26 protein-coding genes are annotated in these 25,190 nt (G+C 64.5%); 16 read left to right on the top strand and 10 right to left on the bottom strand.

Translation table 11 applies throughout. The features are described 5' to 3' along the window. Positions 1-46: 46 nt before the first annotated feature. The 3 genes from AC6H34_RS14060 (at position 47) to ptsN (ending at position 2,290) form a co-directional block, all read left to right on the top strand. Positions 47-988, top strand: coding sequence for a 2-hydroxyacid dehydrogenase (locus AC6H34_RS14060; RefSeq protein ID WP_497539191.1), 942 nt, complete (start codon positions 47-49; stop codon positions 986-988). A gap of 150 nt (positions 989-1,138) precedes the next feature. Beyond that, positions 1,139-1,720: a ribosome hibernation-promoting factor, HPF/YfiA family gene (gene hpf, locus AC6H34_RS14065; RefSeq protein ID WP_448149372.1), complete on the top strand. Its 582-nt coding sequence runs from the start codon at positions 1,139-1,141 to the stop codon at positions 1,718-1,720. A gap of 105 nt (positions 1,721-1,825) precedes the next feature. After that, positions 1,826-2,290, top strand: a complete 465-nt coding sequence (gene ptsN, locus AC6H34_RS14070; protein WP_448149371.1) for a PTS IIA-like nitrogen regulatory protein PtsN — start codon at positions 1,826-1,828, stop codon at positions 2,288-2,290. 133 nt (positions 2,291-2,423) lie between these two features. Here the strand turns inward: ptsN and dapB (AC6H34_RS14075) are convergent, their stop codons facing one another. From dapB (AC6H34_RS14075) to AC6H34_RS14100, 6 genes are all read right to left on the bottom strand, one after another. After that, positions 2,424-3,239, bottom strand: a complete 816-nt coding sequence (gene dapB / locus AC6H34_RS14075; protein WP_448149370.1) for a 4-hydroxy-tetrahydrodipicolinate reductase — start codon at positions 3,237-3,239, stop codon at positions 2,424-2,426. Between the two features lie 15 nt (positions 3,240-3,254). Next, positions 3,255-4,070 (bottom strand): 4-hydroxy-tetrahydrodipicolinate reductase, encoded by an 816-nt coding sequence (dapB, locus tag AC6H34_RS14080; RefSeq protein WP_497539192.1) that lies wholly within the window; start codon positions 4,068-4,070, stop codon positions 3,255-3,257. 96 nt (positions 4,071-4,166) lie between these two features. Next, entirely contained in the window at positions 4,167-4,643 is a 477-nt protein-coding gene (locus AC6H34_RS14085) for a GNAT family N-acetyltransferase (protein WP_497539193.1), read from the bottom strand. Further along, a complete protein-coding gene (gene tsaB / locus AC6H34_RS14090) occupies positions 4,640-5,317 on the bottom strand; it encodes a tRNA (adenosine(37)-N6)-threonylcarbamoyltransferase complex dimerization subunit type 1 TsaB (protein WP_448149367.1) in 678 nt (225 codons plus the stop codon). Before tsaB ends, AC6H34_RS14085 begins: the two co-directional genes overlap by 4 nt. Positions 5,318-5,415: 98 nt before the next feature. Then, positions 5,416-6,069 carry a methyltransferase family protein gene (locus tag AC6H34_RS14095; RefSeq protein WP_497539194.1) on the bottom strand — a complete coding sequence of 218 codons (654 nt, stop codon included), beginning with the start codon at positions 6,067-6,069 and terminating at the stop codon, positions 5,416-5,418. Positions 6,070-6,224: 155 nt separating this feature from the next. Next, a complete protein-coding gene (locus tag AC6H34_RS14100) occupies positions 6,225-7,682 on the bottom strand; it encodes a sensor histidine kinase (RefSeq protein WP_448149365.1) in 1,458 nt (485 codons plus the stop codon). A gap of 547 nt (positions 7,683-8,229) precedes the next feature. On the opposite strand from AC6H34_RS14100, the gene rpsO reads away from it, so the two are divergent. Both rpsO and pnp read left to right on the top strand, forming a co-directional pair. Continuing rightward, the gene (rpsO, locus tag AC6H34_RS14105) at positions 8,230-8,499 is read left to right on the top strand and encodes a 30S ribosomal protein S15 (RefSeq protein ID WP_448149364.1); all 270 of its coding nucleotides are present in this window, start codon (positions 8,230-8,232) and stop codon (positions 8,497-8,499) included. Positions 8,500-8,751: 252 nt separating this feature from the next. Further along, a complete protein-coding gene (pnp, locus tag AC6H34_RS14110) occupies positions 8,752-10,896 on the top strand; it encodes a polyribonucleotide nucleotidyltransferase (RefSeq protein WP_448149363.1) in 2,145 nt (714 codons plus the stop codon). A 109-nt stretch (positions 10,897-11,005) separates the two neighbouring features. Here pnp and AC6H34_RS14115 read toward each other — a convergent pair whose 3' ends face one another. Then, entirely contained in the window at positions 11,006-11,821 is an 816-nt protein-coding gene (locus tag AC6H34_RS14115) for an SDR family NAD(P)-dependent oxidoreductase (RefSeq protein ID WP_497539195.1), read from the bottom strand. Positions 11,822-11,927: 106 nt separating this feature from the next. Here AC6H34_RS14115 and AC6H34_RS14120 point away from each other — a divergent pair, with 106 nt between their 5' ends. From AC6H34_RS14120 to rplT, 3 genes are all read left to right on the top strand, one after another. Next, the gene (locus AC6H34_RS14120; protein ID WP_448149362.1) at positions 11,928-12,908 is read left to right on the top strand and encodes a GlxA family transcriptional regulator; all 981 of its coding nucleotides are present in this window, start codon (positions 11,928-11,930) and stop codon (positions 12,906-12,908) included. 316 nt (positions 12,909-13,224) lie between these two features. Beyond that, positions 13,225-13,425: a 50S ribosomal protein L35 gene (gene rpmI, locus AC6H34_RS14125; protein WP_448149361.1), complete on the top strand. Its 201-nt coding sequence runs from the start codon at positions 13,225-13,227 to the stop codon at positions 13,423-13,425. Positions 13,426-13,462: 37 nt separating this feature from the next. Beyond that, positions 13,463-13,816, top strand: a complete 354-nt coding sequence (gene rplT / locus AC6H34_RS14130; protein WP_448149360.1) for a 50S ribosomal protein L20 — start codon at positions 13,463-13,465, stop codon at positions 13,814-13,816. Between the two features lie 115 nt (positions 13,817-13,931). Here the strand turns inward: rplT and AC6H34_RS14135 are convergent, their stop codons facing one another. Next, on the bottom strand, positions 13,932-14,762 hold the full coding sequence (locus tag AC6H34_RS14135) for an LOG family protein (protein WP_497539196.1): 831 nt from the start codon (positions 14,760-14,762) through the stop codon (positions 13,932-13,934). Positions 14,763-14,995: 233 nt separating this feature from the next. Here AC6H34_RS14135 and pheS point away from each other — a divergent pair, with 233 nt between their 5' ends. From pheS to pyrF, 5 genes are all read left to right on the top strand, one after another. Then, positions 14,996-16,078: a phenylalanine--tRNA ligase subunit alpha gene (gene pheS, locus AC6H34_RS14140; protein ID WP_448149358.1), complete on the top strand. Its 1,083-nt coding sequence runs from the start codon at positions 14,996-14,998 to the stop codon at positions 16,076-16,078. Between the two features lie 385 nt (positions 16,079-16,463). Continuing rightward, the gene (locus AC6H34_RS14145) at positions 16,464-17,156 is read left to right on the top strand and encodes a glutathione S-transferase family protein (RefSeq protein ID WP_448149357.1); all 693 of its coding nucleotides are present in this window, start codon (positions 16,464-16,466) and stop codon (positions 17,154-17,156) included. A 30-nt stretch (positions 17,157-17,186) separates the two neighbouring features. Beyond that, a complete protein-coding gene (queG, locus tag AC6H34_RS14150; protein ID WP_448149356.1) occupies positions 17,187-18,338 on the top strand; it encodes a tRNA epoxyqueuosine(34) reductase QueG in 1,152 nt (383 codons plus the stop codon). Between the two features lie 73 nt (positions 18,339-18,411). Further along, on the top strand, positions 18,412-19,035 hold the full coding sequence (locus AC6H34_RS14155) for a class I SAM-dependent methyltransferase (protein WP_448149355.1): 624 nt from the start codon (positions 18,412-18,414) through the stop codon (positions 19,033-19,035). Between the two features lie 10 nt (positions 19,036-19,045). Next, positions 19,046-19,780 (top strand): orotidine-5'-phosphate decarboxylase, encoded by a 735-nt coding sequence (gene pyrF, locus AC6H34_RS14160; RefSeq protein WP_448149354.1) that lies wholly within the window; start codon positions 19,046-19,048, stop codon positions 19,778-19,780. Between the two features lie 98 nt (positions 19,781-19,878). Here pyrF and efp read toward each other — a convergent pair whose 3' ends face one another. Together efp and AC6H34_RS14170 are read right to left on the bottom strand one after the other, a co-directional pair. Beyond that, positions 19,879-20,448 carry an elongation factor P gene (gene efp, locus AC6H34_RS14165; RefSeq protein ID WP_448151353.1) on the bottom strand — a complete coding sequence of 190 codons (570 nt, stop codon included), beginning with the start codon at positions 20,446-20,448 and terminating at the stop codon, positions 19,879-19,881. Positions 20,449-20,530: 82 nt separating this feature from the next. After that, positions 20,531-22,234, bottom strand: a complete 1,704-nt coding sequence (locus AC6H34_RS14170) for a saccharopine dehydrogenase family protein (protein ID WP_497539197.1) — start codon at positions 22,232-22,234, stop codon at positions 20,531-20,533. A gap of 190 nt (positions 22,235-22,424) precedes the next feature. Here AC6H34_RS14170 and trpS point away from each other — a divergent pair, with 190 nt between their 5' ends. The 3 genes from trpS to dnaN all read left to right on the top strand — a co-directional run bounded on the left by trpS (position 22,425) and on the right by dnaN (position 25,097). Next, complete coding sequence (gene trpS / locus AC6H34_RS14175; RefSeq protein ID WP_448149352.1) at positions 22,425-23,465, top strand: tryptophan--tRNA ligase; 1,041 nt, start codon at positions 22,425-22,427, stop codon at positions 23,463-23,465. A gap of 84 nt (positions 23,466-23,549) precedes the next feature. Then, positions 23,550-23,747: a Thivi_2564 family membrane protein gene (locus AC6H34_RS14180; RefSeq protein WP_448149350.1), complete on the top strand. Its 198-nt coding sequence runs from the start codon at positions 23,550-23,552 to the stop codon at positions 23,745-23,747. A gap of 231 nt (positions 23,748-23,978) precedes the next feature. After that, a complete protein-coding gene (gene dnaN, locus AC6H34_RS14185) occupies positions 23,979-25,097 on the top strand; it encodes a DNA polymerase III subunit beta (protein ID WP_448149349.1) in 1,119 nt (372 codons plus the stop codon). Positions 25,098-25,190 lie beyond the last annotated feature (93 nt).

Genomic DNA, 25,190 nt, shown 5'->3' on the forward strand with positions numbered 1-25,190 from the left:
GGCGTGGCGCCAGCCTCAATCATGATTCCGTTTTCCCAGGTTCACCATGGCTCTTCTGCTCTGCATCACCCAATGGGATGTCGCTCCCTGGCTCGACCGTCTCAGGCGCCTGGCGCCAGGCCGCGATATCCGGGCCTGGCCGGATGTCGGCGATCCAGCCGACATCACCTATGCTGCGGTGTGGAAGCAGCCGCCGGGTCTCCTGGCGAGCTTTCCCAACCTCCGGGGGATTGTTTCACTCGGCGCCGGGGTGGATCACGTCCTTTCGGACGCGACTCTTCCGGATGTGCCGCTCGGCAGGGTGGTGGACGGCAATCTCACCACGCGGATGAGCGAATGGGTGGTGATGCATGCCCTCATCCATCTACGCCACCAGCGAGACTATGATCTGCTTCAGCGCCAGAAGCTCTGGCGCGAGATCATGCCCTCTCCCGCCGCCGGGGAACTGTGCGTCGGCGTGATGGGCCTCGGCGTGCTCGGCCTCGATGCCATCCGCAAGCTGAAGATCATCGGCTTCGACGTTGCCGGCTGGAGCCGCACGCCGAAGGCAATCGACGGTATTCGCACCTATGGTGGCGATGAACTCGACGCTTTCCTCGCCCGCACGGACCTGCTGGTCTCCCTCCTGCCGCTGACGCCGGAGACCAGGGGCATGCTCAACCGCTCGCTTTTCGAGAAGCTCGCCCGTGACGGCGTGCTCGGTGCGCCGGTCCTGATGAATGCCGGCCGAGGGGGGCTGCAGGTCGAGACGGACATCGTCGCCTGCCTGGACGAGGGAGTACTCCGGGCGGCGACGCTCGATGTCTTCGAAACCGAGCCGTTGCCCGAGGGCAGCCCTCTCTGGTCGCATCCGGCCGTCACCGTCACCCCGCACAATTCGGCGATCTCGGACGAGGACGCCGTCGGCCGGTTCGTCCTGCGGCAGATCGAGCGGCATGAGCGCGGGCTGCCCTTCGACGCGCCTGTGGATAGGTCGAGGCATTACTAGAGGGCAAGACGGCCCCCGGATCGGGTGAAAATAATGTAACGTTGACGCGGCCCGCGGACGGTCTTACCTAAATGGGTGACGGAGCCTTCCTATGCTCCGTCAGGATGCAGGCCATCAGGCCCTGCCTGTCTCAAAGAAGCGGAGCGAAGCATGACGCTGCGTGTCTCCGGACAAAATCTCGACATCGGTGATGCCTTGCGAACCCACGTCCAGGCGCGGGTTGCGGACAGCCTGTCGAAGTATTTTGACCAATCCTATACCGGCCAGGTCACCGTGAAGAAGGAAGGCACCGGTTTCCGGACCGATTGCCGCATCCATCTTCCGACCGGGCTAACCCTGCAAACCGAATCGATGGCGCATGACCCCCATGCCAGCGTCGATCTGGCCACGGAGCGCCTGACCAAGCGCCTCAAGCGCTACAAGCATCGCATCAAGGATTATCATGCCGGCCCGGATACGGTCACCGCAACCGAATCCACCGACTACATCATCACTGCTCCCAGTGAGGAGGAGGCCGTCCCGGACGAATTCACGCCGGTGATCGTGGCCGAGAACACCACCCGCATGAAGCGCCTGTCCGTCAGCGAGGCCGTTGTGGACCTTGATTTGACGGGCGCCGCGGCGCTTGTCTTTCGTCACGCTGGACATGGCCGCGTGAACGTGGTTTACCGCCGCTCCGATGGCCATATTGGCTGGATCGACTTGCCGCAGGCTGCGGCCGAGTCGACCTGACAGGGCCCCACCCGATCAAGCGCCCGCCTCGATGAGAGGCGGGTGCCGTGCTATTGAGCGGATCGTCATCGCCTTCGATCGGCTCGAACCCCCGCGAGGAACGCAATGCCTTTGAGCGATCTGCTGCCGCAGGATGCAGTGATTCCTGCGCTCAAGGTGAATTCGAAAAAACAGGCTCTGCAGGAAATCGCCGAAGATGCTGCCAAACTGACCGGCCTCGGCGAGCGGGAAATCTTCGATACACTCCTTCAGAGGGAGCGCCTTGGCTCCACCGGCGTGGGCAACGGCATTGCTATCCCGCATGGCAAGCTGGCCAAATTCAATCGCATCTTCGGTCTGTTCGCCCGCCTCGAACGTCCCATCGACTTCGAGGCCCTGGACGGCCAGCCGGTCGACATCATCTTCCTGCTGCTGGCGCCGGAAAGCGCCGGTGCAGACCACCTGCGGGCCTTGTCCCGCATCGCCCGCATGCTGCGTGATCCCTCGATCGTGCAGAAGTTGCGCGCCACCAACGACGCGGCCGGCCTCTATTCGATCCTGTGCGACGAGCCGACCTCGCACGCGGCCTGACCTGCGAGCGCGGGCATCTCAGCGGCATGCTTGCATGTCGCGATGCCCGCTCTTGAATCTCCCGCGTTTCCCGATGGGCGTCAGGCGAAGGATGTCGATCGGCGTCGACGTGCCGTGCGCTGCGGGCAAGCAGTTACAGGGCCGCCAGCCCCAGAACATCCGCCATCGAATAGAGCCCCGGGGCTTGGCCGATTCCCCAGACCGCCGCCTTCAGCGCTCCCCTTGCGAACATGCTGCGATCCTCGGCCCGGTGCCGGAGCTCGATGCGCTCATGCTCGCCGGCGAAGATCACGCTGTGCTCGCCGATGACCGTGCCGCCGCGCAGCACGGCGAAGCCGATATGGCCCTTCTCGCGCGCGCCGGGATGTCCGTCGCGGATGCGATCCGCATGGATGTCCAGATCGATGCCTCGGCCCTCCGCCGCGGCCTGGCCCAGCAGCAAGGCCGTGCCGGAGGGCGCGTCGACCTTGCGGTTATGGTGCATTTCGAGGATCTCGATGTCGAAGTTGGCATCGAGAGACCGCGCCGCCTGTCCCACCATGGCCGCAAGCAGGTTGATGCCGAGGCCCATATTGCCCGAATGCACCACGACGCCGTCACGGGAAGCACGCTGCAGCCGTGAGAAATCGTATCGAGACAGGCCCGTGGTCCCGCTGACGAACGCAATCTCCCGCCGCGTGGCGAAATCGGCCAGTTCTACCGTCGTCGCAGGCGTGGTGAAGTCGATGAAGGCCCGCGCGGTGTCGGGCAGGGCATGCGGATCGTCCGTCACGGCTATCCCGTTCCGCCCGAGGCCGGCGAGGCTGCCGCAATCGGCGCCGACTATCGGCGAGCCTGGCCGCGCAAGCGCACCGGCCAGGACGAAGCCGGGCGTCTCCGCAATCAGCCGGAGCAGCGTTCGTCCCATGCGGCCCGAAGGGCCGGCCACGACGATTCCGATATCATCCATGACGGAGCCGGCGGACTACAGTTCGGCGAGGCCGAGCACGTCGGCCATCGAATAGTAGCCGGGCTTGCGGCCGAAGCCCCAGATTGCCGCCTTGAGCGCGCCCTTGGCGAAGATCACGCGGCTTTCCGCCTTGTGGGCGAACTCGATGCGCTCGCCCTCGCTGGCGAAGATCACCGTGTGATCGCCGACCACCGTGCCGCCCCGAAGCGTAGCAAAGCCGATGTGGCCCTTCTCACGGGCGCCGGTGTGGCCGTCCCGGACGCGGTCAGCATGGGTGTCGAGGTCGATGCCACGGCCTGCCGCAGCCGCCTGACCAAGCAGAAGGGCGGTGCCGGAGGGCGCGTCGACCTTGCGGTTGTGATGCATTTCGAGGATTTCGATGTCGAAATCCTCGTCCAGGCTCTTCGCCACGCGCTTCACAACCGCGGCGAGCAGATTGACGCCCAGGCTCATATTGCCGGACTGCACGATGACCGCGTGCCGGGCGGCAGCCTTCAGGCGCGAGAAATCCTCCTTCGAGAGGCCCGTCGTGCCGATCACGTGGACGATGCGCATCTGGGCAGCGAGGGCCGCGAGTTCGACCGTCGCGGCCGGCGCGGTGAAGTCGATGATGCCCTCGGCTGCGGTCAGCAGCGTCAGCGGATCGTCCGTCACCAGCACGCCGTTGGGCTCCAGGCCGGCGAGCTTGCCGGCATCCTGGCCGACGGCCGGCGAGCCGGGCCTTTCGATCGCACCGCTGAGCACGACGCCCGGCGTTTCCGCGATCAGGCGGATCAGGGTCTGTCCCATGCGCCCTTGGGCGCCTGCCACGACGAGCCGCATGTCGGCCATGATGCATTCTCCCTGGGAGCGCGGACGTTGCGTCCGCTTCCTTTCCACAGACGATTTCGTTTCCAGGAGGCGGACGGGAGGTCCGCGCCCCCGGTGTTACAGAACCCGTTCCATCACGATCGCCGTCGCAGGCGGCCCCTTGGCGCGGGCGTAATAGGCATTGCGCCTGGCGATCTCGTCGAAGCCGTGGCGCTGGTAGAGCTTGATCGCGGCCACATTGTCCTCGGCGACTTCCAGGAAAACTCTCCTGGCGCCTGCCGTCGCCAGACGGGCGAGATGATGCTGCAGCAGGGATGTGGCGAGGCCCGCGCGGCGTGCGGATGGGATGACTGCGACGGTGAGGACCTCCGCCTCGTCCACCACGACCCGGGACATGGCGAAGCCGGTAGGCGCGCCCTTGCCGCCGGGGCGGGCTACATGGGCGAGGATAAGCCGGTCGGCAAGCATCCGTTCGAATTCGATCGCATCCCAGCCGCGCTCGAAGCCGGTGGCGTGGATGGCTGCCAGGCTTGCCGCATCATCGACTCTGGCGTCGGAGATCGCGGGCGGCTGCTTCTTGCCGAACCAGCTCATTGACGTGCCACCTGCCCGTTCTGCTGGGGCGTTGCGTCGGCCGGCTTGAGATAGGTGGGGCGCGGCGGCGAATCGACCGGGTCGGCCAGCAGGCCGAGCTGGGCGACCCAGGTGATGTCCGGAGCGGGACTGGAATCGACGACGATGCCGGCGGTGCCGGCAGCCTTGGCCTCGTTGAACAGGAGCGGAGCGGCCGGCCCGGCCATCTTTACTGTCGTCGGACCCAGCACGCGGGCGGCCTCGCGCAGCGATATGCAGCTTGCTTCGATGATGCTGCGGCCGCGATTGGAAAACAGTTCGAAATAGACATTCCCGTGGCGGGCATCGATGGCGACCGCGACATGCTGGCCGTCATTCTCGTCGATATGGGGGGCGGCGATCGCGGCGAGGGTGGAAATGCCGACGCAGGGAACCCGCAAGGCGAGGGCGAAGGCCCGGGCGGCGGAGATCGCCACGCGAAGGCCGGTGAAGGAGCCGGGGCCGACGGTGGTGGCGACGCGATCGATCAGGGAGAAGCCCCCGGAACGCTCCACGACCTGCTGCACCAGCGGAATGAGCGCCTCGGCATGCCCGCGCGCCATCAGGATGGTCTGGGACGCAATCTCGCCGTCATCCGAATCGAACACGCTGGCCGAGCAGGCTTCAAGGGCTGTATCGATGGCGAGAATACGCATGGGGAAAACCTGGACACGTCGTCGTTTGCCGACCAAACGTCAGCGATATCGCAGGAATTCGCCTTCAGGCAAAGTCCCTGATGCAAAAAGCTTAGGCGCTAGGGCAGAAGAAAGTAGACAGGAAGGTAATGCGCGTCCTGCAGCCACTCGACCGCTTCGGCGATCGGATAGGCGGCCAGGAACAGGCAGGCATCCAGGAAGGTGCGCGTCACCAGCGAGGTCTGGATCTCGAGCGTCGGCACGGGGCGCCAGAGCCGGAAGTCCGGGATGAACCGCGGTACACGCTCGCAATAGGCCTCGTAGATCAGGCCGAATTTATCCCGCAGAAACTGTTCTTCCTTGTGCGTCACGATGGCGAACACCGCGACTGTGATCGCGCAGACTAGGATCGCGGTGGTAACCGAACCGAACTGCGCCCCCGCTCCCGCCGCGCCGATGAAGGAAAAGACGTAAAGCGGATTTCGGCAGATGGAATAGGGGCCTTCCTCGACGATGATCTGCTTCTTGCGGCCGCCGATATAGAGCGAGCACCAGGTCCGGCCGACGATGGCGATCGCCATCAGCACCAGGCCGACGCTCTCGATGGTCTCATCCATGCCGCTGCCGGCCGTGTTCTGCCAGGTCGAGTCGGTAAAGAGCAGGACCACGAAGCCGAAGACACCGAGCGTGCCGAGGACGAAGCGACGTATCGTCTGAACCGCATTGATGTCTATGGACGTGCCGAGATCGGCACTGTTCTTGGTCTTGGACATGGAAACACTCAGTTACGGCCCCCCAACGCGGACCGAGCGAAAGCTCTCCCGAAGGGGCTCCGACGACCCCCGCGTCGACGCTTCGGGCAATCCCGACCTTAACGTTTGTGTGACAGCGCGTCCACGCCTTCCGGCCGGCGGAGTTGAAAACCCGTTTACGACGGCCCGCGATCCGGTATCGAGATGCGGAAGGTCGCCCCCGTCCCGGCCGAGGCAGCGGACCTGTCGAGCAGGGCGAGCGTGCCGCCATGGGCCCGCACCAGTTCGGCGGCGATGGCGAGGCCGAGACCGGAGCCGCCGGGGCGTGTCGATCCGGAAAACGCTTCGAACAGTCTCTGCCGCGACTTTTCAGGTACGCCGGGACCGTTGTCGGCGATCTCCAGCACCACCTGCATCCTGTCGCGGCGTCCGCTTATGTGCAGGCAATTGTCGGCGCCATCGGGCCGGGCATGGGTTTCGAGCGCCTGCACGGCGTTGCGGCAGAGATTGAGGAGCACCCGGGAAAGCTGGTCGGGATCCGCGTCGATCTGCAGCCCGGGTTCGATCGTCTCGCGCCAGACGATCCCGGCGGCACCGTCGCCACTCTCCGACCCGAGGCCGAGCAGTTCCCTGGTGTCGTTGATGATGGGCTCGACGAGGACGACGCGCCGCGAGGGCGGCGGTTCGGCCGCGCGGCCGTAGGACAGGGTGGACTGGCAGAACGCGATGGCCCGGTCCAGCGTCTGGATCAGCTTGGGGGCAAAGCGCTGCACCACCGGATCGTCCGTCTCGGTAAGACGGTCCGAGAAGAGCTGCGCGCCGGCAAGCAGGTTGCGCAGGTCGTGGCTGATCTTCGAGACGGCGAGCCCGAGGGCGGCGAGGCGGCTTCGCTGCTGCAGCATGCCATGCAGCTGGCGCTGCATGGTGGCGAGTTCCCGTTCGGCGACACCGATCTCGTCGCTGCGGCGCGACGTGGGCACCACGACGCGTGAATCGTCCTCGGGGTTCTCGCCGAAACGCATCATCGCGCTGGTGAGACGGCGTACCGGGCGGACGATCATCCAGCTCAGCGTCAGATAGACGAGGCTCGCGGTGATGGCCGAAATGATCAGCGATACGAAGAGGAGGCGCGTGGAAAAGGCATACATGCCTTGCTGGAGCGGTGTTTCGTCCACCACGATCTCGACGAACTGGCCCTGCATGGGGGCATCACCCACCACGCGAATGAACCGGCCCTTCGGCGCAAGCAGCGTGTCGATGGCATCACCGATCGCATCCATCTCCGAAAGCGTGCGCAGATCCGTGCTGAGGGCCACGGTTGGCGGCATCTCGGAGGAAGCGAGCAGGCGCTTGGTGTCCTGCATTTTCAGCGCCACCATCTTGGCGCCGACCGAACCAAGGATCTGCATCGCCAGGCTGTCGGAAACCATGCCGTCCGGTGCGGCTTCCAGCACCAGGGCGGCCGTGACGGCGGAAGAGATACGGTTAGTGAGCCAGTTGCGCCGGTAGGTGGCGACCGACGGCAGGTAGATCAGTACTTCCGCCAAGAGGACGAAAAGCACAGTCAGCACCAAGAGGCGCGCGGATAGTCCGAAGCGGCCGGGTTTGTTGGGCGTGGCGAGCGAATTGGACACGAATCTGGCTTAACTGAATTTGTTTCGTCTCGCCAGTGCCGCAGCCGGACCGGGCGAAGTTGGAATTTGTCCCTTCCGGCATCGTCCGGAAAGGGCTGGCAGGATCGATTTGCCGCCTCTCATGGATCTGGGAAGGGTGCCATGAGGGCGGTAGGAATGGCGGCCTGGCGGATATACCGACGGTGACTATATGCCCAAAAGCGGCGCCGGAATGGCGACGGGCGCAGGCGGCCAGGCCCGGCATTCCCAATTCCTGTGGCCGGCATCGGATCCGCGGGGCAGGCGCCGGGCGGTTCGTGTCCGGTTGCTCGCCGCAGCCGCTACCCTTCGCCGGAGTATGCTTTGCTTTTTCCTAGCTTTTTGGCGGATGTTCGACTATAGGGCCGCATCCCGGTGCAGATGCTCCGGTTTTTACCCGCCGCTACCGACCCCGCTGGACGACATCCCGGCCGGGCCAAGGTGGACGGCGATCCCGGCCAGACGGCCTTTTTCGTCGCAAGACGGTACCGGCAACCGCGCGCCGCGAATGCCTATGAAAGGACTATCGATGTCGATTTCGCAAGAGCGCAAGACCGCGCTGATCAAGGAATATGGTTCGAAGGCCGGCGATACCGGTTCATCGGAAGTGCAGATCGCGATCCTCACCGAGCGCATCGTCAATCTGACCGGCCATTTCAAGTCGCATGTGAAGGACAACCACTCCCGTCGTGGCCTTCTCAAGATGGTGGCCCTGCGCCGCTCGCTGCTCGACTATCTCAAGTCGCGCGATGAGGCCCGCTACAAGTCCATCATCGAGCGTCTCGGCATCCGCCGCTAAGACAAACAAGCCCGGAAGGCACCGTGCCTTCCGGGCTGCTCTTTTTCATCATCGGGACGTGGCGACATGGGGTTGCCGCGAGAACCCAACCGACCGGATAGGCAGCAGGCCATGGCAGGATCGCAGGACGCAAACCCGAAGCGTTGAAGCTCGAAGGATGCGTCCTGCCATCTTGCGATGGCTGCTTGCGTTTCAGGGGCTCCGCAGAAGGGCCTTGCCTCATCCGGTCCCAGCAAAGACAGGATTGAACGCATGTTCACAATCTACCGCGAAGAGCTCGAATGGGCTGGCCGCAAACTCGTTCTCGAAACCGGCAAGATCGCCCGCCAGGCCGATGGCGCCGTGCTCGCCACCTACGGTGACTCCACCGTGCTGGCCACCGTCGTCTCGGCCAAGGAGCCGAAGGCCGGCGTCGATTTCTTCCCGCTCACGGTCAACTACCAGGAAAAGGCCTTCGCGGCCGGCCGCATTCCAGGCGGCTATTTCAAGCGTGAGGGTCGCCCCTCCGAGCGCGAGACCCTGATCTCCCGCCTGATCGATCGTCCGATCCGCCCGCTTTTCGTCGATGGCTATCGCCACGACACGCAGGTCGTGGTCACCGTGCTCTCGCATGACCTCATCAACGACACCGACGTGCTCGCGATGGTCGCGGCCTCCGCCGCTTTGACCCTCTCCGGCGTGCCCTTCATGGGCCCGGTGGGCGCCGCCAGCGTCGGCTACGTCAATGGCGCACTGAAGTTCAACCCGACCATCGACGAGATGAAGGAATCCTCTCTCGAACTCGTGGTCGCCGGCACCGCCGACGCCGTGCTGATGGTGGAATCGGAAGCCAAGGAACTGTCCGAGCAGACCATGCTCGAGGCCGTGATGCTCGGCCATTCCGGCTTCCAGCCGGTGATCGAGGCCATCATCCGCCTCGCCGAGAAGGCCGCCAAGGAACCGCGCGACTTCCAGCCGGCCGATCGCTCGGAACTCGAGAAGGCGATGCTCGCCGTGATCGAGAGCGATCTGCGCGCTGCCTATGCGATCACCGCCAAGCAGCAGCGCTACGCCGCCGTCGACGCCGCCAAGGCGAAGGTCGTGGCCCATTTCCTGCCGGAAGGCGCGGAAAACCCCGCCTACTCGAAGCAGGAAGTCGCCGAAGTGTTCCACGAGCTGCAGGCCAAGGTCGTGCGCTGGAACATCCTCGACAACGGCACCCGCATCGATGGCCGCGACGTCAAGACGGTCCGTCCGATCGTCGCCGAAGCAGGCATCCTGCCGCGTACGCATGGTTCGGCCCTTTTCACCCGCGGCGAGACGCAGGCCCTTGCTGTCGCCACGCTCGGCACCGGTGATGACGAGCAGTTCATCGACAGCCTGGAAGGCACCTACAAGGAGCGCTTCCTGCTGCACTACAACTTCCCTCCCTACTCCGTCGGCGAGACCGGCCGCATGGGTTCGCCCGGCCGCCGCGAGATCGGCCACGGCAAGCTCGCCTGGCGCGCCGTCCATCCGATGCTGCCCCCGCAGCACGAGTTCCCCTACACGATCCGCGTCGTCTCCGAGATCACCGAGTCCAACGGCTCGTCCTCGATGGCGACTGTGTGCGGCACCTCGCTGGCGCTGATGGATGCCGGCGTGCCGCTGCGCGCGCCTGTCGCCGGCATCGCCATGGGCCTGATCCTGGAAGGCGAGCGCTACGCCGTGCTCTCCGACATCCTGGGTGACGAGGATCACCTCGGCGACATGGACTTCAAGGTCGCCGGCACGGAGAACGGCATCACCTCCCTGCAGATGGACATCAAGATCGCCGGTATCACCGAAGAGATCATGAAGGTCGCTCTCGAGCAGGCCAAGGGTGGCCGTCTGCACATCCTCGGCGAGATGGCCAAGGCCCTGTCCGGCGCCCGCGCCGAGCTTGGCGAGCATGCCCCGCGTATCGAAGTGATCACCATCCCGGTCGACAAGATCCGCGAAGTGATCGGTTCGGGCGGCAAGGTCATCCGCGAGATCGTGGAGAAGACCGGCGCTAAGATCGACATCTCGGACGACGGCACCATCAAGGTCGCCTCCTCCTCCGGCACGGCCATCAAGGCCGCGATCAACTGGATCAAGTCGATCGCTTCCGAGCCCGAGCTGAACGCAATCTATGAGGGCACCGTGGTCAAGACCACCGACTTCGGCGCCTTCGTCAACTTCTTCGGCGCCAAGGACGGCCTGGTCCACATCTCGCAGCTTGCTGCGAACCGCGTGAACAAGGTCACCGACGTGATCAAGGAAGGCGACAAGGTCAAGGTCAAGCTGCTCGGCTTCGACGAGCGCGGCAAGGTCCGCCTCTCGATGAAGGCAGTCGACCAGGCCACCGGCGAAGACCTGGAGAAGAAGGCCAAGGCCGATGGCGAAGCCGCCGAATAAGGCTTGGCTTTTCAGGACGATATAGTGGAAGGGCGGCCCTGGGGCCGCCCTTCTTTTTTACGTTTCGGCTTCGAGGGTGCCGGCCGGAGAGCCCGTGCCTCCAGGCTGCCTACGCGGCGCTTGCCTGCTCCGTGCGATAGCGGCTGGCCGGCTTGCTGTGGGAGAGGTTCGGCATCAGCGCCTTGCGGGCGGCTTCGTAGGCATTCCAGTCCGCTATCTCGGGCAGCGCCGGGATGGTCACCCGTTCGCCTTGCTGGAGGGCCGCCAGCGAGGCATCTACCATGTCCTCCGCCGCCATGACCCCGATGCTCTCCGGCAACTGCTCGACCGGCACGCCGAGGACGTTCCAGAAGTCGGTGGCGGTAGCGCCGGGCAGCACCGCCTGGACGCGGATGTTCTTGTCGGCCAGCTCGTGAGTCAGGCTCTGGCTGAAGGCCAGCACATAGGCCTTGCTGCCCCCATAGACGCCATTGAGCAGTTCCGGGGCGATGGCCACGATGGAAGCGATGTTGATGATGGTGCCACCCCCGCGCTCGACGAGGCTGGGGACGGCAGCATAGGTCAGCCGCGTGAGGGCCGTGACGTTGAGGCCGATCATTTCCTCCATCTTGTCGACGGAGGCCTCGAGCAGAGGCGCCGCGCTGCCGAAACCGGCATTGTTGACGAGACCCGTGATGCTCTTGTCGGTCTTCAGCACGCCCTCGATCCGGGCAAGATCCTCCCTGGCGTTGAGGTCGGCGGCAAGGATGCGCACCTGCCGGCCGGTCGTCTTTTCGATGCGCTCAGCGAGAAGCTTGAGCTTATCCTCGCTGCGGGCGACGAGGATCAGGTCATAACCGCGGTGGGCGAGCCGGTCGGCATAGACGGCACCGATACCGGAGGAGGCGCCGGTGATGAGGACGGTGCCTTTTGCGCTGGCGGACATTGGAAGTCTCCATTGGGGTGAAGTTTCGATGGAGGCGAGAATAGATCCGCTGGCCTTTGTCTTAAATGTCATATATGCCACCTTTTAAGACAAAGGAGATAGCCTCATGCAGCGCATTGGTTTCCTCGTCACCGCCAATTTTCAGATGATGAGCGTCGCGGCTCTCTCGGCTTTCGAGTTCGCCAACTATGCCGCCGGCGAGGCGCTCTATGAGATAGCGGTCGTTTCCGAGGAGGGTGGGCTGGTGCGAAATTCAGTCGGGCTCATGCTGGACACCACACCTTTCGATACGCCGGAATTCGACACACTCATCGTCTGCGGCACGCCGGAGGTCGATCCCTCCACGTCGGCCCAGATTGACTATGTGCGCGGTGCCCCAGCCTTGTCGCGGCGCGTCGCCTCGATCTGCACCGGCGCGTTCCTGCTCGCGGAGGCTGGCCTGCTCGACGACAGGCGCGTCACGACCCATTGGAAATGGACGCGCGAACTTCAGGCACGCTTTCCGCGGCTGAGGCTGGATGAAGACCGCATCTTCATCATCGACGGCCAGATCTGGACGTCGGCCGGCATGAGCGCCGGCGTGGATCTCGCGCTCGGCATGGTGGAGGAGGATCATGGAGCCGAACTGGCCCGCATGGTGGCCCGGCAACTCGTCCTCTATCATCGGCGCGGGGGAGGCCAGTCGCAGCATTCCAACCTGCTCGATCTGGATGCGAAGTCGGATCGCATCCAGACGGCGCTGACCCATGCCAAGCGCAACCTGAAGGCGGAGCTCTCAGTGGAGGAACTCGCCGAGGTCGCTCATCTCAGCCCCCGCCAGTTCAGCCGGGCCTTTCGCCAGGAGACGGGCCAGTCTCCGGCCAAGGCTGTGGAGAATCTGCGCATCGAGGCCGCTCGGCTGATGATGGAGCAGAGTTCGCATCCGATCGATATCGTGGCGCAGGAGACTGGCTTTGCCGACCGAGAGCGCATGCGCCGGGCCTTCCTGCGCGCCTTCGGCCAACCCCCGCAGGCGATTCGGCGACTGGCGAGGGGACCCGGGAGCGCAGACGCTCCCGGCACTGCCGGCATCCTGCCGGCTTCTTGAAACGACGACAGTCGAAGATGGAGCACCCCGCCTGTGGAGCGTACGGGTGCCTGGCCTGAACTTTCGTCTTCTTCCAGCGGCGCAGGGGTACAAGAGGTCGGCAGTCCCGGGAAGGTCTGTACTCCGAGGAATTTCTGGGCCCGCCTGTTGCTTTTCTGCGCCCTTCCGACTATAGACCCGGCTTCCCCGCATCGACCGGCTGGTAAGGGCTGCCGTGGCGATGTTGTCGGCTCGGGCGCTTTTCCAAAAGCACACGGCTTACCGGTGGCGGAACCGATGAGGTTTCGGCGCCTTTTACTATTCGGAGACGAGCAAAATGCCCAAGATGAAGACCAAGTCGGGCGCCAAAAAGCGCTTCAAGATCACGGGATCGGGCAAGGTGATGCATGCTCAGCAGGGCAAGCGCCACGGCATGATCAAGCGTACCAACAAGCAGATCCGCAGCCTTCGCGGCACTCGCGTCCTCTTCAAGACGGACGGCGAGAACGTGAAGAAGTATTTCCTGCCGAACGGCTGATCGCCACGGCAACGCGAAACCTTAAGGAGATCAGCAGATGGCACGCGTGAAACGGGGCGTTACCGCCCATGCGAAGCACAAGAAGACACTCGACGCGGCGAAGGGCTTTTATGGCCGCCGCAAGAATACGATCCGTATCGCCAAGCAGGCGGTCGATCGTTCGATGCAGTACGAATATATCGGTCGCAAGCTGAAGAAGCGCACCTTCCGCGCTCTGTGGATCCAGCGCGTCAATGCTGCTGTCCGCGAATTCGGCCTGACCTATTCCAGGTTCATCGCGGGCCTCTCCAAGGCTGGTATCGAGATCGACCGCAAGGTTCTCTCCGACCTCGCTATCCGCGAGCCGGAAGCCTTCAAGGCCCTGGTCGAGAAGGTCAAGGCTGCCGCGTAAGCGCTGCCCGACGAACCCTTCCATTGAAAACCCGCTGCCTTCCGGCAGCGGGTTTTTTCGTTTCCGGCTGCGCGGGCCTGGCGAAAGGGCGGACAGGATGTCCGAACACCCGCGATTACTCCGCTGGCGCCGTCAGCCCATGGCGCTCGAGGATCGCCCAGCATTCCTCGGCGGTCTCGGCATAGTCGAACAGCGTCAGGTCCTCGGAGCGAATGAGGCCCTCTTCCACCAGTGCCTCGAAGTTCACGACCCTGGTCCAATAGGCCCTGTCGATCAGGATGATGGGGCAGAAGGACATCTTTCCGGTCTGCCGGAGCGTGATGATCTCGAACAACTCGTCGAAGGTCCCGAACCCGCCGGGGAAGACCACCAGCGCCGCCGCATGCATCGCCAGGTGCATCTTTCGCATGGCGAAATAGTGGAAGCGGAAGGTGAGGGACGGCGTGGTGTAGGGGTTGGGATATTGCTCGTGCGGCAAGGTGATGTTGAAGCCGATGGTCGGTGCGCCAGCTTCGCTGGCTCCGCGATTGGCGGCCTCCATGATGCCGGGACCGCCACCGGTGGCGATGACGTTGAAGCGTCCTTCGCCTATCTCGTTCATGGCGCCGCCGCGCCGGGATGCGATATAGCCGAAGGCGCGAGCCTCCTTGTACCAGCGGCCGTGGTTGCCCGGCGCATCCTCGCGCACCCGCGCCGAGCCGAATACCACGATGGTGGAGCGAATATGCGCCGCCCTCAAGCCTTCCTGGGCCTTCATATATTCCAGCTGGAAGCGGATGCCCCGGGTGGAATCGCCAAGCATGAAATCGGGATCGAGTGCGGCGAGCCGGTAGGCAGGTGCTTCGGTCTGGCGCAGTTCGCTCACCTTCGCCCGGGTTTCCGGGGCCAGGGCCTCGGCAGTGGAGAGCATATTGGTGGGAGAAGAGTTGTCGGGGGCCGGCGTCATAGCCTGTACTCACATACGATACGCATGATCTGTTGTGGGCTCTCGATCCCGCGACTGCAATCCCTCCGGTGTTGTAAATGACGCCCTATTTGGGAGAGGCGGGGAATGCAGCGGCTTTCGCGACAGCCCAAGCTGCCGGCGAGGTTCCTGCAGCCGCGTTCCCTTCCGACGGAAAAGCGGCTTCCACTTTTCGGCACGATGCTCTAGAAGGCCCCTCGATTGAGGAACAGCCTATGAACGACCTTGCGAGCCTTGAAAACAGCCTTCTGACCGACATCGATGCCGCCGCCGACGAGACGGCCTTGGAGGCGCTGCGCGTCGGGGCGCTCGGCAAGAAGGGCTCGATCTCGGAGCGGCTGGCCGGCCTGGGCAGGATGGCTCCGGAGGAGCGCAAGACGGCTGGCGCCGCCATCAACCAAGTGAAGGACCGCGTCACCGCTGCTCTCGCGGAACGCAGGGGCGTGCTGAAGGCGGTCGCCCTGGAAGCCCGCCTGCAGGCCGAGGCCCTCGACGTCACACTGCCGGCACGCGAGAGCGGCACGGAGGTCGGACGCCTCCATCCGATCAGCCAGGTCATCGACGAGATCACCGCGATCTTCGCCGACATGGGCTTCGCCGTTGCCGAGGGTCCCGACATCGAGACGGACGAATACAACTTCACGCTGCTGAACTTCCCGCCCGGCCATCCGGCGCGCGAGATGCACGACACCTTCTTCTTCGCCCCGGACGAGAGCGGCGAGCGCAAGGTGCTGCGCACCCATACCAGCCCGGTGCAGGTGCGCACGATGCTCAGCCAGAAGCCGCCGATCCGCGTCGTCATCCCGGGGCGTACCTATCGGTGCGACAGCGATCAGACCCACACCCCGATGTTCCACCAGGTCGAGGGGCTCGTCATCGACAAGACCAGCCATGTCGGCCACATGAAATGGGTGCTGGAGGAGTTCTGCCGCGCCTTCTTCGAGGTGCCTTCGGTGAAGATGCGGTTCCGGCCGTCCTTCTTCCCCTTCACGGAACCTTCGCTGGAAGTCGACATCCAGTGCTCCCGCAAGGGCGGTGAGATCCGCTTCGGCGAGGGCGAGGACTGGCTGGAGATCCTGGGCTGCGGCATGGTGCATCCCAATGTCCTGCGCAATTGCGGCCTCGACCCCGACGAATACCAGGGTTTCGCCTGGGGCATGGGCATCGATCGCATCGCCATGCTGAAATACGGCATGCCGGACCTGCGTCCCTTCTTCGACGCGGATGTGCGCTGGCTCTCGCATTTCGGTTTCCGGCCCTTCGACCTGCCGAGCCTGGCCGGCGGGTTGTCGGCGTAATTCCCGGGGATCGCGGGCTTCCGGCTCGGGCTCGGGAGCTTCTGGCCTCGGGGAACGAAAGAGGCAGCCAGGACGCGCATTGGCGTGGTTTCCGCGGGCTGAAACGCCGCTCCAGGCCGGCAGCTCGCTTCGCAATCCCCGCACGCGTGGCGACCTTGCCCGCCTCCTTAACTGCCGGGCGCTTCGGCATGAGCGGCGGGCAGGGATGCCGGCGGCCACAGGGGTTAACTCCCCGTTAACCCCCGACTCCCTTTTTGGCCCCCTGGCCCCGGTGCCTGTGTTCTACTTGCTCAAGGCTGTTGCCCGGGGCTTACACAGGGGCGTATACCGGGCTTCCGCCTCGCGTTCCGGGCTTCCTGTCCGCTTTTCCAGATTTTTGGGTTCAATGGCAAAGCTCTTTCACAACACCGTCGATCCGCAATCCCGTTTCATTCGCCTCGTGCTGAGCGAAATGGATGTCGCGACCGATCTTGTCGAGGAGAAGCCTTGGGAGCGCCGCGAGGCCTTCCTGCATATGAACCCCGCCGGCGTGCTGCCGGTGATGATCGACGCGACCGGCCTGACGGTCCCCGGCGCTTCGCCGATCTGCGAGTATCTCGACGAAGCCTATGGCGACGCCCTCGGCGAACAGCGGCTGTTGCCGCGCGACCCGCGCGCCCGCGTGGAGACGCGCCGCCTCATCGAGTGGTTCAACATCAAGTTCAACGCCGAGGTGAGCGAATATCTCATCACCGAGAAGATCCTGAAGCGCTTCCTCCCCGTCGGGGAGGGTGGATCTTCGCCGGATACGGCCGCCATCCGTGCAGCCAAGTCCAATGTGCGCTATCATCTGCGCTATGTCGGATATCTGGTTCGGCGCCGCAACTGGCTGGCGGGTGACAGGCTCTCCTATGCCGATTTCGTCGCGGCGGCGCATTTGTCCATCGTGGACTATCTCGGCGACGTGCCCTGGGACGAGGACAGCGCTGCCAAGGAATGGTATGCGCGCCTCAAATCCCGCCCCTCCTTTCGGCCGCTCCTGGCCGAAACCGTGCGGGGAACGCCGCCTTCCTCGACCTATGCCGATCTGGATTTCTGACCTGGGGAGGTTTGCGCTCCCGAGCAGTCCATGACCTCCCTGAAGTCCCAACTTCTTGCTCATGCCGAAGCCGAGGGCTTCGATGTCGTCCGTGTCACCACGCCCGACGCCATTCCATCGGCACCCGCGCGCCTGCGAGCCTTTCTCGATCGGGGCTTCCATGGCGAAATGGGCTGGATGAATGACCGGTCCGACCAGCGCGGCGATCCGCGAATGCTCTGGCCCGACGTGCGCAGCATCGTCATGCTCGGCCTGAATTACGGTCCGGTAGGTGATCCCATGGCCGGACTCGCCGACCCGGCCACCGCCCTGATCTCGGTCTATGCGCAGGGCGACGACTATCACGACGTCGTCAAGAAGAAGCTGAAGAGCCTCGGGCGCTGGTGGGGCGAGTTGACCGGCCTGCCGCTCAAGGTGTTCGTCGACACCGCTCCCGTCATGGAGAAGCCGCTGGCTGCCGCTGCCGGACTGGGGTGGCAGGGCAAGCACACCAATCTCGTCAGCCGCACATTCGGGTCGTGGCTCTTCCTCGGCTCGATTTTCACCGCCGCCGAAATCGAAGCCGACGAGCCCGAGCGCGACCATTGCGGCTCCTGTCGCGCCTGCCTCGACTCTTGCCCGACGGCAGCCTTCCCAGCACCCTACAGGCTCGATGCGCGGCGCTGCATCTCCTATCTCACCATCGAGAACAAGGGGCCCATCCCCGAAGAGTTTCGCGAGGCGATCGGCAATCGTATCTATGGCTGCGACGATTGCCTTGCCGCGTGTCCCTGGAACAAGTTCGCCGTGGCGGCGCGCGAGCAGAAGCTGATGGCACGCGAGGCTCTGCGCCAGCCGAAGCTGGCGGAATTGGCGCGACTGGACGATGCCGCCTTCCGCGCGCACTTTGCGAAGAATCCGGTGAAGCGCATCGGCCGTGACCGTTTCATCCGCAACGTCCTGATTGCCATCGGAAATTCCGGCGATGCCGGCCTTGGGATCGAGGCCGAGGCCCTTCTCAACGACCGCTCGGCCCTCGTGCGCGCCATGGCGGTCTGGGCTCTTTCCCGCCTCGCGCCGCAACGATTGACCGCTCGTCTCGACGATCGTGACCGCGAGGACGACGAGGAGGTGCGCGGGGAATGGCGCCGGGCCGGCCATCCGGCACCCGCTGCTCCTCGACCTCGGAGCATGTCGTCGTAATCTCGATGACATTTCCTTGACGCAACAGCCGTTCGCCAATAGCCATGCTGGCGGGGCAAGCAAGGAGCATGCGATGATCCACAGAGGTGGCGCGCGACGGACGAATTGCGGGCCCAGGCCGAAGGGAAGGTTCGGTGAGGCAGCGCAGTTCTTCAGGAGCTGGACCGAAAAGCCCATGCAGATGGGCTCGGTGACACCCTCGAGCCGCATCCTCTCCAAGGTCATGGCCAGTCACGTCGATCCCGCTTCCCTCGGCCCGGTGGTGGAGATCGGCCCCGGTACCGGTCCGATCACCCAGGCCCTGGTCGAGCGCGGCGTTGCTGAAGAGCGTCTCGTTCTGGTGGAATACAGCCCGGAGTTCTGCGACCTGCTGGCGCGCCGCTTCCCGAAGGCATCGGTCGTGCAGGGCGACGCCTATGCGCTCGCCAGGACGCTCGACGGCAAGCTCGGGGGCAAGGCGGCGGCCGTCGTCTGCGGACTGCCCCTGCTGACCCGTCCCGAAGCGCAGCGGCTCGACCTGCTGGCCCAGGCCTTCACGCTGATGCAGCCCGGCGCGCCCTTCGTTCAGTTCACCTATTCCCTTACCTCGCCGATTCCGACCCGCAACGCCTTCTTCACATGGAAGGCCTCGCCGCGGATCTGGCGCAATGTCCCGCCGGCCCGCGTCTGGGCCTATACACAGCTGCCGAGGAAATGAGTTGCAAGCGATGGATTTGGATACGAGGGACCGCCTGATCTGCGCGCTGGACGTCGATAGTGTCGCCAGGGCCGAGGCCTTGGTGACGCAACTCGGCGAAAGCGTCGCCTTCTACAAGATCGGCTACCAGCTCGTCTTCAACGGGGGGTTGCCGTTCGCCCAGGATCTCGCCCGCTCGGGCAAGAAGATCTTCCTCGACATGAAGCTGCACGATATCGGCAACACGGTCGCCAAGGGGGTTGAGGCCATCGCCCGCATGGGCATGACCTTCCTCACGGTGCATGCCTTCCCGCAGACGATGAAGGCAGCAGTGGAGGGCGCGCGCGGCTCGGATCTCAAGATCCTGGGCGTGACGGTCATGACCTCCTATGACGATGCCGACCTGGCCGAAGCCGGCTATCGCCAGAGCGTGAGCGAACTCGTGTCCCAGCGCGTCGCGCAGGCCATGGCACTCGGAGTGCCCGGCCTCATCCTGTCTCCCGAGGAGGCCGCCGCCACGCGCAACCGGGTCGGCGACAGCATGCTGCTGGTCACGCCCGGCGTGCGCCCGGCCGGAGCCGACGCGGGAGACCAGAAGCGCATCATGACGCCCGCAGATGCCATCCGCGCCGGTGCCGACTATCTCGTGGTCGGCCGTCCCATCGTGGCCGCGCCAGATCCGAAAACCGTGGCCGAGGCCATCCAGGCGGAGATCGCCGCGAGCGCCGACGCATCCTGGAGCGGCCGGCTCCCGGCTGCTTCCTGACACGCTGCCGGAAGTGAAAAGGCGCGAGCGTTTTCTGCGGTCGCGCCTTTTCACATTTCTGTTTGCGAGAGCCGGCCGAAGCCGGCGCTTCCGTGAAATCAGTCCTTCGCACGTTCCACGTAGGAGCCGTCTTCCGTCATGATCACCACGCGGGTTCCCGCGGTGATGTGGGGCGGCACGGTGGTGCGCACGCCGTTGGAGAGGGTGGCGGGCTTGTAGGAGGACGAGGCGGTCTGGCCCTTGGTGACCGGCTCCGTATCGGTCACTTCCAGCACCACGCGCGCCGGCAACTCGATGGCGACCGGCACGCCGTTGTAGAGGCTGAGCTGGCTTTCCATGTTCTCGGCCAGATAGACCGACTGGTCGCCGATCACATCGGCCGGCACGGAAACCTGCTCATAGCTCTCCATGTTCATGAAGGCGAAGCCGTGGGCATCTTCGTAGAGATAGGTGTAGGGCTTGGTCTCGATGAAGGCGCGCTCGACCTGCTCGGTGGTGCGGTAGCGCTGCACCGTCTTCACGCCATCCGACAGGCGGCGCATGTCGATCTGGGTGGTGGGCGTGCCCTTGCCGGGGAAGAAGCTCTCGGCCTTGAGTACGACGAGAAGCTGATTGTCGATCTCGACGACGTTGCCCTTGCGAATCTGGCTGGCGATAACCTTCACGATGATGTCCTGAAACTTGATAAGTGTGGCGCCTCATACACCGCCGCAGCGGGGAACGAAAGCGTTGCCGTGAAAATAACGCCGTTCAGGGCGGGTTATCGGGGATGAGCCAGCCCTGATAGCGCACGATCAGTCCCAGCAGCGGATGGCCGATTTCGACATGAAAGTTGAAGCGGCCTTCCTCCTCGCTTTCGAAGCTGTTGCCGCCGGGCGCCAGGAAACGCGGCAAGGGCATGCCGAGGACGTTCCAGTTGCATACGACGAGATGGAGCTTCCCATCCTCCACCACGAGGGCCAGGCCGAAGCGGAAGGGACCGAAACGCTCCTCCACCAGCCCGGCCGAGCGGCCCTTGCCCGGTACGTGCAAGCTCGAGAAGCGACGGCCGCCGAAATCGCGTAGCCATAGTTCGCCCCCGGCTTTCCGCGTGAAGGTCACGGCAATGGGGACATCATCCGCTTCCGGCAGAAAGCCGACGAGCCCCGCGACGAGGCGAGCAGCGAGTCCCTTGCCACGGGTCACGCGGGCACGCCCGCACATGCGCCGGGCGGCATCACCGAGGGCGTGAATGTTGCGTATGCTCGGTGGCAATGTGTCGTATGCCTCTCCGAGAAGGCGCGGGTAGAGAGGCTTGCCTGCAAGGGCGACCTCGTCGCGTACGCCGTGGCTGAAGGTTCGCCCGGCAAAGACCCGGTGATAGTCTGCAAGGTCGAGAGTTCCCATAGCCGGGCGTGCCCCCGGGTCGGTCCGCTCGCCCGCGAGCCGCTTGCGAAGGAGCGCCTCGATGGCCATCGAGGGAATATAGGGACCGTCGTCGCCCTCCGCATTGAGATGCCAGGAGCGCCGGACCGCGGCGCCACGGTGGTTGCGGCCTTCGATCTCGACGAACATGCCGCCGCAATGGGCGCCCCAGCGCAGGAGGCGATTGGCGCGTTGGAACAGGGGCGCCAGCGGCGAGAGCGAGGGCAGCAGCCTTGCCCGCACCAAGAGACTGAGGCCGATCAGGGCTCGGTGCAGGATTTCCGGCCTCGGCCCGGCGCCGATCCAGACCGTCTCCACCTCCGGTTTGAAGTCCGCGAGCAGCAGGAGATCGGGCACGTCCATCAATGAGAAGAGCGTGTTCGGCAAAGGCAGGCGACCCGGTGGGACTATGGTGTAGCGCATCGTCTCCGTGAGAGGATGGGCGAGTGCCGTCTGGCCGCGCCGTCGCGTGCGCACGGCTTGCCCGGCATAGGAGGAGATCGCGCGGAAGACATTCTCGCCCACCACCGCATGCGGGGAGGGGGCGATGCCGGCGCGGATGGAGGTCAGGCGCACGCCGTCGCGCGTGAGATGCCGCACCACGGCCGCCGTCAGCACTGGAAAGCTGCTGACCCCGGCCAGTACAGTCAGGCCCCTTGCCTTCGCCGCGCCGTCGTAGCGACTGATGCCTCGTACGAATGCTGCGCCGTCGGAGAAGTCCAAATAGTCCGCGCCGTAGGAGATCGCCGCCTCGACGAGGCGGTAGGGTGTCTCGCCATAGTTCTGGAAGGGGCCGCTGGCATCGACCACGATATCAGGCCTGAGGACTTCCAACTGCGGGGCGAGCGGATGGTCCCGGTCGAAGGCCGTGGCAACAAGCGTGGCCCTGGAGACGTGGCGAGCGCAGAAAAGCCTTGCCATTTCCAGCGTCCGGCCAGCGACCAGAATGGTCAGGCGCGGCTCGTCCGCGAGCAATTCGACGAGGCGCCCGCCGAACACGCCATAACCGCCGACGATAAGGAGGCGCAGGGATGTTTCGGGAGGGGGCATCGAGTGCCTTTGCGAGGTTTCTGCTGCAGTGCCATAGTTTGATTGGACTTCCCGCAGAATTCGTCAAATCGTCGCGGATCTCCGCGGCAATCTGCGCCTCCGGGTGGCCTGCGCACTTGCATCCTCTCCGGCTGCCCGCCATAAGCGCTCGACACTTCCAGGAATTTTCCTGCTTACGGAATCGAGAACCATGACGAAGTTCGTGGAGCGCGTCTTTTCGGGCGTTCAGCCGACGGGCAACCTGCATTTGGGCAATTATCTCGGCGCCATTCAGCGTTTCGTCGAGATGCAGAAGAACTACGATTGCATCTACTGCGTGGTGGATGAGCACGCCATCACCGTCTGGCAGGATCCCAAGGCGCTCCGCAATGCCATCCGAGAGGTGACCGCGGCCTTCATTGCGGCCGGCATCGATCCCACGGCGCATATCGTTTTCAATCAGAGCCAGGTGGCCGAGCATGCGGAGCTCGCCTGGGTCTTCAACTGCGTGGCCCGCATGGGCTGGCTCAATCGCATGACGCAGTTCAAGGAAAAGGCAGGCAAGGACAAGGAGGCCGCTTCGGTCGGCCTGTTCGCCTATCCGGCGCTGATGGCCGCCGATATCCTGGTCTACCGCGCCACGCATGTGCCGGTGGGCGAGGACCAGAAGCAGCACCTGGAACTCGCGCGCGACATCGCCACGAAATTCAACAACGACTACGCCGAATCCATCATCGGGCATGGCTTCAACGATGGCTTCTTTCCATTGCCCGAGCCGCTGATCCAGGGCGCGGCGACGCGCGTGATGAGCCTGCGCGACGGTACCAAGAAGATGTCGAAGTCGGACCCGTCCGATCTCTCGCGCATCAACATGACCGACGATGCGGACACCATCGCCTCCAAGATCCGCAAGGCCCGTACCGATCCCGAGCCATTGCCGAGCGAGGCGGAGGGCCTCAAGGGCCGCGCGGAAGCAGACAATCTCGTCGCGATCTTCTCGGCACTGTCGGGTCAGGGCGTCGCGGAGATCCTGAGCGAATTCGGCGGCGGACAATTCTCGACATTCAAGACCGCGCTGGCCGACCTCACCGTGGCCAAGCTCTCGCCGATTACAGCCGAAATGAAACGCCTGATGGCCGATCCGGCTCATATCGACGCGGTGCTTGCCGATGGTTCCCAGCGTGCCCGCGCCCTTGCGGCGCCGATCATGAATTCGGTGAAGGACATCGTCGGTTTCATCCGGGCGAAGTAAGGACGGATACGTACGGGAACCTCCACCTTCGGGCGGCGTTACAGGCCACGGCTCGCGCCGTGGTTTTGTATCTGGAGAAGTCCCATGCTGTCCGAGGTGATCTCCCTGCTGATCGGCATCGTCATCATCGGCGTCGTCTGCTGGCTTTTGATGTATGTCATCGACCGCCTGCCCATGGAGGGGCGGTTCAAGCAGATCGCCCGCATTCTCGTCATCATCATCGCGGTTCTCGCCATCGTCCAACGGCTCGTGGTCCTGCTGGAACCGGTGCCTCATCTCTAGACCGCCGAGGTACGGTCATCGGGGTGCGTAGGCATCCTGCCCATTCTTATGCTTCAAGCGGACCGGTGCAAGAACGGGCAGGATGCCCGTGCACCCGGATATTCAGGATAACCCCAAAAAAGGCGTGTGATCGCTTGCCTTTCCACACGGCAGATTGCATGGTCTTCGCCCTTTTCCGGCGTGGGTTGGGCCTTAGCCTCGCCCGCGTTTCGCTATGCCAGGACGCTTTCCATGAAGGTTACGCTCGAACGGACCGCCCTTCTCAAATCGCTGGGCCATGTTCATCGCGTCGTCGAGCGGCGCAATACCATTCCGATCCTTTCCAACGTGTTGATCGAAGCGCAGGGCGCCAGTCTGCTGCTGAAGGCCACGGACCTCGATCTCGAAGTGGTCGAGTCCTCGCCGGCCGACGTCATCATGGAAGGCGCCACCACGGTGCCTGCGCACACCCTCTACGATATCGTGCGCAAGCTTCCCGACGGTGCGCAGGTCTCGCTTGAGGGTGGCGGAGAGGCCACGCAGCTGATCGTTCGCTCCGGCCGTTCGCGTTTCACCCTGCAGACGCTGCCGCCGTCCGACTTTCCCGATCTTGCTGCCGGCGACTTCCCGCACACCTTCCAGCTCAAGGCCGCGGACCTGCGCAAGCTGATCGAGAAGACCCAGTTCGCCATCTCCACCGAGGAGACGCGCTATTATCTCAACGGCATCTATCTGCACACGCTGGATGTCGAGGGTGAGCAGCGCATCCGCGCCGTCGCCACGGATGGCCACCGCCTCGCCCGCGTCGAGCTTCCGGCGCCGGAGGGGGCCAACGGCATGCCGGGCGTGATCCTTCCGCGCAAGGCGGTCGGCGAGATCCAGAAGCTGATGGAGGATGCCGAGGCGCTGGTATCGGTGGAACTGTCGCAGGCCAAGGTGCGCTTCACCATCGGCCCGGTGGTGCTCACTTCCAAGCTGATCGACGGCACCTTCCCGGACTACGCCCGCGTCATCCCGACCGGCAACGACAAGTCCCTGATCGTCGAGCGCGCCGACTTCACGGCCGCCGTCGACCGCGTGTCGACCATCTCCTCGGAGCGCGGCCGTGCCGTCAAGCTTTCGTTGAATGAGGGGCGCCTGGTCCTCACCGTCACCAACCCGGATTCTGGTACGGCGACGGAGGAAATCGAGGTCGACTACGATTCCAGCCCGCTAGATATCGGCTTCAACTCGCGCTACCTCCTCGATATCGCCGCCCAGCTCGATGGCGACACCGCGCTCCTGAAATTCGCCGATCCCGGTTCGCCCACGCTGGTGCAGGACCGTGAGGGCGCCGCTGCGCTCTATGTGCTGATGCCGATGCGGGTGTAAATCGCCTGCAGGCGAGGACCTTTTTGCCCGCATCCCGGAAACGGCACGCTTCAAGACAAGGGTAGAGCGGACATGATGTCCGCGCACCCGGGA

Source organism: Labrys sp. ALF-8, from assembly GCF_059699065.1.